Source organism: Mycobacterium sp. THU-M104, assembly GCF_049197365.1.
Lineage (GTDB): Bacteria > Actinomycetota > Actinomycetes > Mycobacteriales > Mycobacteriaceae > Mycobacterium.
On the sequence record NZ_JBMIOP010000254.1, the window covers coordinates 1 to 11,588 of the forward strand.

Annotated in this window: 11 protein-coding genes and 1 pseudogene; 8 read left to right on the top strand and 4 right to left on the bottom strand. The window is 69.4% G+C overall.

What is annotated here, in order from left to right:
- From ACOJVU_RS18380 to ACOJVU_RS18395, 4 genes are all read left to right on the top strand, one after another.
- The coding region (locus tag ACOJVU_RS18380; RefSeq protein WP_421531097.1) for a hypothetical protein at positions 1-122 on the top strand (122 nt) is incomplete at its 5' end.
- Complete coding sequence (locus ACOJVU_RS18385; protein ID WP_421531087.1) at positions 119-523, top strand: serine protease inhibitor; 405 nt, start codon at positions 119-121, stop codon at positions 521-523. The genes ACOJVU_RS18380 and ACOJVU_RS18385, both read left to right, overlap by 4 nt.
- A 14-nt stretch (positions 524-537) precedes the next feature.
- Positions 538-909, top strand: a complete 372-nt coding sequence (locus tag ACOJVU_RS18390; protein ID WP_421531088.1) for a DUF742 domain-containing protein — start codon at positions 538-540, stop codon at positions 907-909.
- On the top strand, positions 890-1,477 hold the full coding sequence (locus ACOJVU_RS18395; RefSeq protein WP_421531089.1) for a GTP-binding protein: 588 nt from the start codon (positions 890-892) through the stop codon (positions 1,475-1,477). The genes ACOJVU_RS18390 and ACOJVU_RS18395 overlap by 20 nt, the downstream gene beginning before the upstream one ends.
- A gap of 16 nt (positions 1,478-1,493) precedes the next feature.
- Here the strand turns inward: ACOJVU_RS18395 and ACOJVU_RS18400 are convergent, their stop codons facing one another.
- From ACOJVU_RS18400 to ACOJVU_RS18410, 3 genes are all read right to left on the bottom strand, one after another.
- Positions 1,494-3,893 (bottom strand): ATP-binding cassette domain-containing protein, encoded by a 2,400-nt coding sequence (locus ACOJVU_RS18400; RefSeq protein ID WP_421531090.1) that lies wholly within the window; start codon positions 3,891-3,893, stop codon positions 1,494-1,496.
- 60 nt (positions 3,894-3,953) lie between these two features.
- On the bottom strand, positions 3,954-6,614 hold the full coding sequence (locus tag ACOJVU_RS18405; protein ID WP_421531091.1) for an ATP-binding cassette domain-containing protein: 2,661 nt from the start codon (positions 6,612-6,614) through the stop codon (positions 3,954-3,956).
- Positions 6,615-6,680: 66 nt separating this feature from the next.
- Entirely contained in the window at positions 6,681-7,889 is a 1,209-nt protein-coding gene (locus ACOJVU_RS18410; RefSeq protein ID WP_421531092.1) for an NADH:flavin oxidoreductase, read from the bottom strand.
- 105 nt (positions 7,890-7,994) lie between these two features.
- Here ACOJVU_RS18410 and ACOJVU_RS18415 point away from each other — a divergent pair, with 105 nt between their 5' ends.
- Both ACOJVU_RS18415 and ACOJVU_RS18420 read left to right on the top strand, forming a co-directional pair.
- Entirely contained in the window at positions 7,995-8,840 is an 846-nt protein-coding gene (locus ACOJVU_RS18415; protein WP_421531093.1) for a bifunctional methylenetetrahydrofolate dehydrogenase/methenyltetrahydrofolate cyclohydrolase, read from the top strand.
- Complete coding sequence (locus ACOJVU_RS18420; RefSeq protein WP_421531094.1) at positions 8,837-9,118, top strand: DUF3017 domain-containing protein; 282 nt, start codon at positions 8,837-8,839, stop codon at positions 9,116-9,118. The genes ACOJVU_RS18415 and ACOJVU_RS18420 overlap by 4 nt, the downstream gene beginning before the upstream one ends.
- On the opposite strand, the gene ACOJVU_RS18425 is transcribed toward ACOJVU_RS18420, so the two are convergent.
- Positions 9,115-9,555, bottom strand: a complete 441-nt coding sequence (locus tag ACOJVU_RS18425; protein ID WP_421531095.1) for a DUF732 domain-containing protein — start codon at positions 9,553-9,555, stop codon at positions 9,115-9,117. The genes ACOJVU_RS18420 and ACOJVU_RS18425 overlap by 4 nt on opposite strands.
- A 270-nt stretch (positions 9,556-9,825) precedes the next feature.
- Here ACOJVU_RS18425 and ACOJVU_RS18430 point away from each other — a divergent pair, with 270 nt between their 5' ends.
- Both ACOJVU_RS18430 and ACOJVU_RS18435 read left to right on the top strand, forming a co-directional pair.
- On the top strand, positions 9,826-11,283 hold the full coding sequence (locus ACOJVU_RS18430; RefSeq protein WP_421531096.1) for an FAD-binding protein: 1,458 nt from the start codon (positions 9,826-9,828) through the stop codon (positions 11,281-11,283).
- Between the two features lie 80 nt (positions 11,284-11,363).
- Positions 11,364-11,588 (top strand): annotated as a pseudogene (locus ACOJVU_RS18435) (hypothetical protein); the annotation flags it as partial.

Here is an 11,588-nt window from a genome sequence, read left to right on the forward strand (position 1 = left end):
CCGGCAACGGCGGGGATCGCGACCCCGAGGCGGTTCGCGCGTCGTTGCGCAGCCACTTCGGCGGGGTGCGCACGGGGCGGACGCACGCCCGCGAAACGAGCAACGGAACGGACCAGTCATGACGTCGGGGGGTGGTTCGCTGGACTGGCTGGTGACCAAGTTCGCCCGCGAGGTCCCTGGGGTGGCTCATGCGCTGCTGGTGTCCGTCGACGGCCTGGCCATCGCCGCCAGCGAGCACCTGCCGCGCGAACGCGCCGACCAGTTGGCGGCGGTGGCCTCGGGGCTGGCCAGCCTGGCGACCGGGGCCGCGCAGCTGTTCGACGGCGGTCAGGTGCTGCAGTCGGTGGTCGAGATGCAGAACGGGTACCTGCTGCTGATGCGGGTCGGCGACGGCTCGCATCTGGCCACGCTGGCCGCGACGTCCTGCGACATCGGTCAGATCGGCTACGAGATGGCCGTCCTGGTCGAGCGCGTGGGCAGCGTCGTGCAGTCCACCCGCAGGTCCGTCACACCGCACCCGTGAGCCCGTGATCCGCGATGGAACCCGAGCCCTGGCCGTCCCCGCGTAAGGCGAGCCTGGTCCGGCCGTACACGCTGACGGCCGGCCGCACCGACACCGGCGTCGACCTTCCGCTGGAGGCGCCGATCCAGACGCTGCAGGCCGGCCTGGACCACCGGTGGCCTGCCGAGGACCCGAAAGGCAAGATCATCCAGTTGTGTGTGCGCAGCCCGTCGGTCGCCGAAATCGCGGCCCGGCTGGATCTGCCGGTCGGCGTCGCGCGCGTCCTGGTCGGCGATCTGGTCCTGTCGGGCTACCTTCAGGTGCACAGGACGTTGACCGAGCGTTCGACCCGCGATGAGCGCCACGAGCTCATAGGAAGGACTCTGCGTGGCTTACGAGCACTCTGACACCCGGCCGGACGGGAGAGCGCACGCCTCGACGAAGATCGTCGTCGCGGGCGGCTTCGGCGCCGGGAAGACGACGTTCGTCGGCGCGGTGTCCGAGATCATGCCGCTGCGCACCGAGGCGATGCTCACCGACGCCTCGGCCGGGGTGGACGCGCTCGAGGCCACCCCGGACAAGCGGACCACCACGGTCGCGATGGATTTCGGCCGCATCACCCTCGACGAGGACCTGGTGCTCTACCTGTTCGGCACGCCGGGGCAGCGGCGGTTCTGGTTCATGTGGGACGACCTGGTGCGCGGCGCGATCGGGGCGATCGTGCTGGTCGACGTGCGGCGCCTGCAGGACAGCTTCGCCGCGGTCGACTTCTTCGAGCATCGCAAACTGCCGTTCCTGGTCGCAGTCAACGAGTTCGAGGGCGCACCCCGCTACCCCGCCGGCGAGGTGCGCCAGGCGCTGGCTCTGCCCCCGCACATCCCGGTGATCACCGTCGACGCCCGCGATCGCCGCTCGGCCACCGATGCGCTGATCGCCGTCAGCGAGTACGCGCTGGAAAATCTCGCTGCCAGCTGAGCGCGCCGCCCCGGACTCAGCGCCGGAGCCGGATACGCCACCGCACGATTGCGGCGTAGAGCGCCGTCAGCGTGCCCAGCATCGCCATGTCGAACAGCCAGGCGCTGCGGGTATGCCGCCAGTGGCTGTCGTGGGGGACCAGCGTCCCGGGCACCAGGGCGTCCACGTTCACCGTGGACGCCGACGCCGCGTATCCCCACCGCGCAGGCACCGCCCACGACACCTGGTCGAGCACGATCCGGCCGGTGACCGGGATCAGGCCACCGGCCAGCACCAGCTGCAGCATCAGCGACACCACCAGCAGCGGCATGATCTGCTCGTTGGAGCGCACCAGCGACGACAGCACCAGCCCGAGGATCGCCGAGGCCACGCACGTCGCGGCGACGGTGACGAACAGTTCGACACTCGGATTACCCAGCAGCACCGCCCGCTGGGTGGGCGCACCCTTGCCGGCGATGACGATGCCCGTCGTGATCGCCGCCTGCGCGACCGCGAAGACGCAGAACACGACCATCTTGGCGCCCAGGTAGGCCGCCGTCGACAGGCCGACCGCCTGTTCCCGCGTGAAGATGGGGCGCTCGCCGATCAGGTCGCGGATCGTCAGCGCGGTGCCCATGAAGACGGCCGCGATCGACAGCAGTGTCAGGATCTGCGCAGATTCGTCGGGTGTCTCGCTGGTCGGCGGGGCGACGCCGAACCCGGTGTCGCCCGGAACGGTCAGCGACAACCCGCCCATGACGAACGGCAGCAGCGCCAGGAACAGAAAATAGGCACGGTCGGCGACCACCAGGCGGACCTGGCGGCGGGTGACCGTGGAGAGCTGGCGGCGCACGCTGGTGTGCGCGGGGGCGCCCAGGTCGGCCGGCGGCGCGGCCTGCGGCGACCGTGCGGGCCCCTGCTGCGCGTCTTTTCGGGCCAGAAAGCGCCGGTTGGCCTCCTCGGGGTCGGCGCCCACCTCCGCGAATATGTGGGCCCAGTCGGTGGTGCCCATGACGTCGCCGATCTGGCCGGGCGGGCCCAGGAAGGCCATCCTGCCACCGGGCGCCATCAGCAGCACCTGGTCGCAGACGTCGAGGTAGGTCAGCGAGTGCGTGACCACCAGCACCACCCGGCCGGCATCGGCCAACTGCCGCAGCATCGTCATGACCTGCAGGTCCAGCGCCGGGTCCAGCCCCGACGTCGGCTCGTCGAGGATCAGCAGCGACGGCCCGGTGAGCAGCTCGAGCGCGACCGAGGCGCGTTTGCGCTGCCCGCCCGACAGGGTGTCGACGCGGCTGTGGGCATGCTGCGTCATCCCCAGTTCGCCGAGCACCTGCGCAACCACCTGCTCGCGGTCCGCCTTGCTGGTGTCGGGCGGCAGCCGCAGCTCGGCCGCGTAGCCCAGGGCCTGGTTGACCGTCAGCTGACGGTGCACGACATCGTCCTGGGGGACCATCCCGATCCTGGTCCGCAGCGACGCGTACTCGGTGTGGATGTCGTGGCCCTCGAAGGTGACCGAGCCCGAGCTCGGGGTGGCGTAGCCGGCGATCAGCCGCGACAGGGTGGTCTTGCCGGCACCGGACCCGCCGATGATGGCGGTCAGCGTGCCGGGCCGGGCGGTCATCGAGATCCGCTCGAGCAGGTTCTTGCCATCGACGCGGAAGTCGACCGCCCGGACCTCCAGGCCGCCGGTGCGCGCGGCCGCCTCGTGGCGGCGCACCAGGACGCCGTCGCTGAACAGCAGGTCGACGTTGCCGATCGTGATCGCGTCACCCTCGGCGAGTACGGCAGAGCCGACCCTGATTCCGTTGACGAAGGTCCCGTTGATGCTGTTCGCGTCGCGGATTTCGGTGCCGATCGGCGTCGGCGCCAGCAACGCGTGGTGGCGTGAGGCCAGCACGTCGTGGATGACGATGTCATTGTCCAGTGATCGCCCGATCCGGATGGGCCCGCCGGCCGGCGACCCACGACGGCCGGCGGGCCCCGGCGAGCGGATCCGGGCGGTCGGTAACTCGGCCACCTCACCGGTGACGCCGATCCGGGTCGGCGGGTGTCCACGCCAGCTGCGGGTGGGCGGCCCGGCGAGGGGAATCGACTCCGTCGGCGGCGCGAGGCCCACGATGCCGTCTTGGCGTCCGATCTCGAACGTGAGCCGCGGCCCGTCGGGCAGGCCGAGGCTGATGCTTTGGCCGTCGTGCAGGGCGGCCTTCGGCACCCGCCGGCCGTTGATGAACATCCCGTTCAGCGATTTGTTGTCGATCGCCGTCCACCTGCCCTCACCGAAGCGCAGCAACAGGTGCGCTCGGGCGATCAGCGGGTGGGCCACACGCAGGTCGGCGCGCACATCATTCCCGACGACCACGTCGCGGCCCGGCGCGAAGCTGCTCTGCGTTGTGTCGGTCCGAACCGTGAGCACGGGCTGCGCGGATCGGATCACCAGATCAGATTAGACGCCGCCGCCGGGTCTGCAGCCGGCCGAAAAGCCCTCGGTCCAGGGTCAGCGTTTGAGGCGGATATGCCACCGGATCAAGCCGGCGTAGGCCAACGACAGCACCGAAAGCATGACCATGTCGAACACCAGGATGTGTTTGGAGTGCTGCCAGATCGGGTCGTTGGTCGGGATCTGTTTGACCTTGACCAGCGCCGGAAAGTCGATCGAGGATGCGCCCGCGGCGTACCCCCAGCGTGCCGGGGTCAGCCAGGCGAGCTGTTCGAGGCCGAAACGGCCGTAAACCGGGATCATCCCGCCGGAGAGCACCAGTTGCGACATGATCGACACCACCAGCATCGGCATGATCTGCTCGTTGGACTGCGCCAGGGCCGACAGCATCAGGCCCAGGAGCGCCGACGCGACGCAGGTGGCGGCGACGGTGACGAACAGGGCGAACGTGGCATTGCCGAACAACGGCGGTGCCTCGGTCGGGGCGCCCTTGCCGAGCCGCACGATCAACGTCGCCACCGCGGCCTGTGCGGTTGCGAAGGCGGAGAAAACCGCGATCTTGGCCAGCAGGTAGGCGTTGGTGGACAAACCGACCGCCTGTTCGCGCTTGAAGATCGCGCGCTCGCCGATCAGGTCGCGGATGGTCAGCGCCGTGCCCATGAACACGGCCCCGATGTTGAGCAGCACCATGATGTACTGCGGCTGCGTGGGCGCGGAGCCCAGTGGATCGGCGGGCCCGAGGCCGGGGTTGGGCCCCTTCACCGTCAGCGACAGCCCGCCGATGAGGAACGGCAGCACCGCCAGGAAGATCGTGTAGCCGCGGTCGGACACGACGAGGCGAACCTGTCGGCGGACGATTGTGGACAGCTGCCGCCACAGATTCGTCTGGGGTGGTTCGCCCAGATCCGCCGGGCTCTGCGGGGACGGCGGCTGCTGCGTATGGTCGCTGCGCTCTTTGAAGCGGCGGTTGGCCTCGTCGGGATCGGCTCCCACGTTGGCGAAGATGTCGGCCCAGTTGCGCGTGCCCATGGTCGACTCGACCTGATCGGGTGGACCGCAAAACGCGGTCTTGCCGCCCGGTGCGATCAGCAGGATCTGGTCGCAGACGTCCAGGTAGGACACCGAGTGGGTGACGACGATCACCACGCGGCCCGCGTCGGCGAGCTGGCGCAGCATCAGCATGACCTGGCGGTCCAGCGCCGGGTCCAGGCCCGAGGTCGGCTCGTCGAGCAGCAGCAACGACGGTTGGGTCAGCAGTTCGAGTGCCACCGAGGCGCGTTTGCGCTGGCCGCCCGACAACTTGTCGACCCGGGTCTCGGCATGCTCGGTCATGTCGAGTTCTTCGAGTACCTGCGCGACGATCTGCGCCCTCTCCTCTTTGCTGGTGTCGGGCGGCAGGCGCAGTTCGGCAGCGTAGCCCAGGGCCTGGTTGACGGTCAGCTGGCGATGCACGACGTCGTCCTGCGGGACCATCCCGATCCTGCTGCGCATGGACGCGTATTCCTTGTGGATGTCGTGCCCTTCGAAGCACACCGAGCCTGAGCTGGGGTTGGTGTACCCGACGATCAGCCGCGACAGCGTGGTCTTACCCGCACCGGAACCGCCGACGATGGCCGTCAGAGTCCCGGGGCGCGCCGTCAGCGAGATGTGGTCGATCAGTTGCTTGCCGTGCTCGACACTGAAGCAGACCGCGTTCACCTCGAGACCGCCGCTGCGCGTCGCGGCTTCGGTACGCCGGACCAGAGTGTCGCGGGTGAACACCAGGTCGACGTTCCCGATGGTGACCACGTCTCCCTCGGTCAGCACCGCCGACCCGACGCGGATGCCGTTGACGAACGTCCCGTTGCCGCTGTGCGCGTCGCGGATCTCGGTGCCCAGCGGCGTCTGGACCATGAACGCGTGATGGCGCGACGCCAGGACATCCTGGATGACGATGTCGTTGTCGGTGGCGCGCCCGATCGTGATCGCGCCGTCCGGCTTCTGTAGCGTCCCGGAGCGGGACGGCATCAGGGCCTGCATCATCTTCGTCGCCAGGTTCGCTTCGTCCGGCTCACTGGTCGCGCGGGGTGGCGAGATCTGGGTCGGCGGTGACGGCAGCGAAGGATCCGGGGGCATCGGCGCGGGGATGTGCGGTTGCGGCCGGAAGTTCCCGGGCGGTGGCGGCGGGCCCGCCGGGTGCATTCGCGGTCCGGCCGCGACCGACGGACGCAGGGGCGGGCCGTGTGGTGGCGGCGGGTCAGGATGCGGTCTCGGCGGGGGGGCCGACAGCCGGCCCGCCGACGGCGCGGGCGGGCCGAGGTGGGCGGGCGGAGCGCCGGGCGACCCGGACCAGGCCGTACCCGAGAACGGGGGCGCACTCGAGGGGAGACGCATCGACTCGGTCTGGGGCGGACGTCCGGCCATCCCCTGGTGCCGGCCGACCTCGAACCTGAGCTGAGGCCCGTCGGGGTTGCCGATGTTGATGCACTGGCCGTCGTGGATGTCGACGACGGGAACGCGCCGGCCGTTGACGAAGGTCCCGTTCAGCGAACCGTTGTCGATCGCCAGCCAGCGGCCCTGGTCGAAGCGAAGCAACAGGTGGGCCCGCGAGATCAGGGGGTGGGTGACCCGCATGTCGGCCCGCAGGTCGCGGCCGACCACCACGTCGTGGCCCGCTGCGAACGTGCTTTCTCCTCCGTCGTAGCGAACGGTCAGTACCGGTGGGGATGGAGCCATCATCGGCACAACATTATCTGTTGCAACGAAGTTCGCCGTCGAGCTCGATCGCCTGCGGCTGCGTTTACCTCAGCGGGCTGCATCGGGGGCGCCGGTGACCACGCAATACGTGCGGCTGTAGATGGTGGCCATGCACTGGTTGCAGTGCGTACAGGCCGAACGCACGTTGCGCCGGGCGCCGTCGGCGGCGATCCGGTTGATCAGATCAGGCTCGGCGAGCAGCGCCCGGCCCATCGCGACGAACTGGAAACCCTCCGCCATCGCCAGATCCATGGTCTCCCGGTTGGTGATGCCGCCGAGCAGGATCAGCGGTATCGTCAGCTCGGCGCGGAACAGCTTGGCGTGGTGCAGAAGATAGGCCTCTCGGTAGGGGTACTCGCGCAGGAACTTCTTGCCCGTCATGCGCATGCCCCAGCTCACCGGCGGCTTGAAGGCGGCGGCGAACTGCTTGAGCGGTGCATCGCCGTGGAACAGGTACATGGGGTTGACCAGCGAGCTGCCCGCGGTGAGCTCGATCGCGTCCAGCCCGCCGTCGTCTTGTAGCCATGTGGCAGTGGTCAGCGCCTCCTCGGTGTTGATGCCGCCACGCACACCGTCGGTCATGTTGAGCTTGGCGGTGACCGCGATCCGTCCCGCTCCGCGCATCTCGACCGCGCGGCGCACCGCCATCACCAGCCCGCGGGCCACCTTGGCCCGGTTCTCCAGCGAGCCGCCGAACTCGTCGTCGCGATGGTTGATCAGCGGCGACAGGAACGCGCTCGCCAAATAATTGTGGCCCAGGTGAATCTCGACCGCGTCGAATCCGGCGTCGATGGCCAGCAGGGCGGCGTCGGCATGTGCGGCTGTCACGGCGTCGATGTCGTCGCGGGTCGCCTTTCTGGCGAACCGCATCCCGATCGGGTTGAAGAACCGTACCGGCGCCAGGGCGGCGGCCTTGTTGGACTTGGCGTTGGCGACGGGACCGGCGTGGCCGATCTGCGCGCTCACCGCCGCTCCTTCGGCATGGACCGCGTCGGTGAGCCGGCGCAGTCCGGGCACCGCTTCAGGGCGCATCCAGAGCCCGTTGCCCTCGGTGCGGCCGCCGGGGGAAACCGCGCAGTAGGCGACGGTCGTCATGCCGACCCCGCCCGCGGCGGGCAGGCGGTGGTATTCGATCAAGTCGTCGGACACCAACCCGTCGGGCGTGCGCGCTTCGAACGTCGCCGACTTGATGGTGCGGTTACGCAGGGTTACCGGACCCAGCATGGCCGGGGCGAACACGTCTGCAGGGGTAGACATAGCGGGAGCCTAGTGGCGATCGCAAGCGCGGCTGCCTGGTTTCCCTGCCGGGCGCGGCGGGTCGCCCTCGTTCGGCCCCGCGCCGGGCATGCCAAACTGTGAGGCGTGGGCGCAATCGCACTGGACGGCAAGGCCACCCGCGACGAGATCTTCGTCGACCTGAAGCAGCGGGTGGCCGCGTTGACTGCGGCGGGTCGCACCCCGGGGCTGGGCACCATTCTGGTCGGTGACGATCCGGGGTCACAGGCCTACGTGCGCGGCAAGCACTCCGACTGCGCCAAGGTCGGCATCCTCTCGATCCGCCGCGATCTGCCCGCCGACACCACCGCCGCGACGCTGCAGGAAACCATCGACGAGCTCAACGCCAACCCGGAGTGCACCGGATACATCGTCCAGTTGCCGCTGCCCGGGCACCTGGACGAGAGCGCGGCGCTGGAGCGCATCGACCCGGGCAAGGACGCCGACGGGCTGCACCCGACCAACCTGGGTCGCCTGGTGCTCGGCATTCCGGCGCCCCTGCCGTGTACTGCGCGCGGCATCGTGCACCTGCTGCGGCGCTACGGTGTGGAGATCGCCGGGGCACACGTGGTCGTCGTGGGCCGCGGTGTGACGGTCGGCCGTCCGCTGGGGCTGTTGCTGACGCGCCGATCCGAGAACGCCACGGTGACCTTGTGCCACACAGGAACGCACGACCTGTCCGCGTTCACCAGGCAGGCCGATGTCATCGTGGCCGCCGCCGGTGTTCCGCACATGCTGACTTCCGGCATGGTGCGTCCCGGTGCCGCGGTGGTCGACGTGGGGGTCAGCCGCACCGAGCGCGGCCTGGTGGGCGACGTGCATCCGGACGTGTGGGAGGTGGCGGGTCACGTGTCGCCCAACCCCGGCGGCGTCGGCCCCTTGACGCGCGCGTTCCTGCTGACCAACGTCGTCGAGCTGGCCGAGCGGGAATGAACGGCCGCGCCGCGCTGCGGGCTCAGTGGCCGATCCTGCTGGTCGGGCTGATCTTCGCCACCGCTTTCGTCTTGGCCGGGGCCAACTTCTGGCGTCGCGGTTCGTTGCTCATCGGCATCGGCGTCGGCGTCGGCGCGATGCTGCGGCTGGTGCTGCCCGACGACCGGGCCGGCCTGTTGGTGGTCCGCAGCAAGGGCGTCGACGTCACAACCACCGCGACGGTGGGGGCGGCGATGGTCTACATCGCCTGGACCATCGACCCGCTGGGTACCGGTTAGACCCCCGGCACCGCGGGCAGGCCCGGCATGCCCGGGAGCTGCGGCAAGCCGCCGGGCAGGTTGCCGTTGGCGATCGACGCGATCTCCTCGGGGCAGTAGGTCTGGATCGCGATGGTGGTGAACATCTGCGCCATCTGAGGGGACATGCCTCCGCCCCTGACCCTGGCCACCGTGGCGGCCAAGTTCCCGCCCGGCTCTTCGAGCATCGGGCAGACGGACTGGCCCACGCCGATCGCGTTGCCCGGTTCGCCGAAGTTGATCCCGGCGTGGTTGAGCGCGTCGATGAAAGCGTCATCGGTCCCCCAGTCGGCCTCGGCCGGTGCCGCGAGGGCCGCCGCCGCCGCGACGACGGCCGCCGCGCCGGCCAGGAGCCTGATACTCAAGGGCTGATGACGTAACATGCAGATCCAATCGGTCGTGCGTACCAGTGCTTTCAAGACAGCTTCCCCGTCTGTCGTGAGCGCTCCTCCGGCACTCGGATCACCCCGAGAACTTTGGCCTATCACGATCACATCGAGGGCACGGTGGGATCAAGTTTCGCACACTGTGCCGTTTCGTGCGCGCCGCTCGTCAGGAACATCGGCTATCGGGCGAGGGCACGCGCAACCGCGAAACGACGGATGATGGGCACATCGACGCCACACTGTGATCCGACACGCGCGTCGGCGCGGCCGCATGCCGACCTCGAATGTTCCAGAATCCAGCTCATGACGACGAATGAGAGCCGCCCGGCGGACCGTGCGATCTCGCGCCAGACGTTCCTTCGCGGCGCCGTCGGGATGCTGGCTACGGGGACGGTGCTGGGGACCGCGCGGGCGGCGGCGGAACCGGGCGGCGGGTGGGGCGGCCTGGCATCCTCCCTCGGCGGCAGGGTGCTGCTACCGGCCAGCGGCACCCAATTCGCCGCCGCCAAGCAGGTGTTCAATTCCTTCTACAACAATTCGAATCCGGCCGCGGTGGTCGAGGTCGCGTCGCAGGCGGACGTCCAGAAGGCGGTCGCGTTCGCCACGGCGAACAGGCTTCAGATCGCCCCGCGGGGCGGTGGGCATTCGTTTATCGGCGCCTCGACCGCCGCCAACGCGATGGTGCTCGACTTGCGGGGACTGCCGGGCGGGGCGCAACTGGACGGCGACCACGTGACCGTGACCCCGTCGACGAATCTGTCGGTGCTGCAGCGGGCGTGCGCCGGCGCCGGGCGGGCGGTCCCGGTCGGTACCTGCCCGACGGTCGGCATCGGCGGATCGGCGCTCGGCGGCGGCATCGGTGCCGACACGCGGCGCTTCGGCCTCACCTGCGACACGCTGCAGTCGGCCACGGTGGTGTTACCGAGCGGCGACGTCGTCACCGCCTCCGCCGACGACCACCCCGATCTCTTCTGGGCGCTGCGCGGTGGTGGCGGCGGCAATTTCGGCGTGACGACGTCGATGACGTTCGCGATGTCTGCCGCCGACTCCACCGACGTGGTCCGGCTCGACTTTCCGTCGTCGTCGGCGGTGCAGGTGCTGTCCGGTTGGCAGTCGTGGCTGACCGCGGCCGACCGGAACACCTGGGGTCGAGTCGATCTCGCCATCGGCTCGTCGCAGACGAACTGCCAGATCCTGGCCACCTGTCCTGCGGGTTCGGGAACCTCTGTGGCGAACGCGATCAAGTCCGCGGTCGGCGTGCAACCCAGCAGCGTCCAGAACACGACGATGACCCATCTGGACCTGGCGACGTATCTGGCCGGCGGTAGCTCATCGGCGTCGCCGCGTGGCTTCGTGGCCGGGTCAGATGTGATTTCGACGGTGAATGCCGCTGCGGCACATGCGATTGCCACTGCCATCGGGCAGTGGCCCGTGGCCGCCGGTAAGGCCTCCGTGCTCGTCGACCCCCTGGGAGGTGCGGCCGGTGACGTGGCTCCCGGGGATACGGCCTTCCCGTGGCGACAGCAGTCCGCGGTGCTGCAGTGGTACGCCGAACCGGCTGCCAGCCAGGTGCGGGCCGCGACGAAATGGCTGGCCGCCGCGCACCAGGCGGTACAACCGTATTCGGTCGGCGGCTACGTCAACTACCTGGAGGCCAACACCCCGGCGTCGCGCTACTTCGGTTCGAACCTCTCGCAGCTGTCGACCGTGCGGCAGAAGTACGACCCGAATCGGGTGATGTTTTCCGGGTTGACCTTCTGACGCGAAATAACTTGTGTCACTTTAGTTTCAGGAGTCACTGGGCGGCCGGTTTTGTCGGTGGGTGCGCATAGTTTGGCGGTGTGGGTGTTGATCGGGAGGCGTTGAAGGCGGATTTCGACGCCCTGGATGCTGCCCTGGACAAGCTGTTCGGCTATGACTGCGACGCGTTGAGGACCCCGGAGTTGTTGGCGTGGCTGGCCCGGGTGGAAAAGCTGCGCCGCCGGCTGCCCGCCCTGGAGCACGCGGTGATCAACACCGTGGCCCGCCAAGCCACCCCCGAAGAACTGGGCGGCACACTGTCGCAT

Bases quoted from the DNA above. Each gene is read 5' to 3' on its own strand.
- ACOJVU_RS18385 (WP_421531087.1), top strand. From the start codon at position 119: ATGACGTCGGGGGGTGGTTCGCTGGACTGGCTGGTGACCAAGTTCGCC.
- ACOJVU_RS18390 (WP_421531088.1), top strand. From the start codon at position 538: ATGGAACCCGAGCCCTGGCCGTCCCCGCGTAAGGCGAGCCTGGTCCGG.
- ACOJVU_RS18405 (WP_421531091.1), bottom strand. From the start codon at position 6,614: ATGATGGCTCCATCCCCACCGGTACTGACCGTTCGCTACGACGGAGGA.
- ACOJVU_RS18410 (WP_421531092.1), bottom strand. From the start codon at position 7,889: ATGTCTACCCCTGCAGACGTGTTCGCCCCGGCCATGCTGGGTCCGGTA.
- ACOJVU_RS18420 (WP_421531094.1), top strand. From the start codon at position 8,837: ATGAACGGCCGCGCCGCGCTGCGGGCTCAGTGGCCGATCCTGCTGGTC.
- ACOJVU_RS18430 (WP_421531096.1), top strand. From the start codon at position 9,826: ATGACGACGAATGAGAGCCGCCCGGCGGACCGTGCGATCTCGCGCCAG.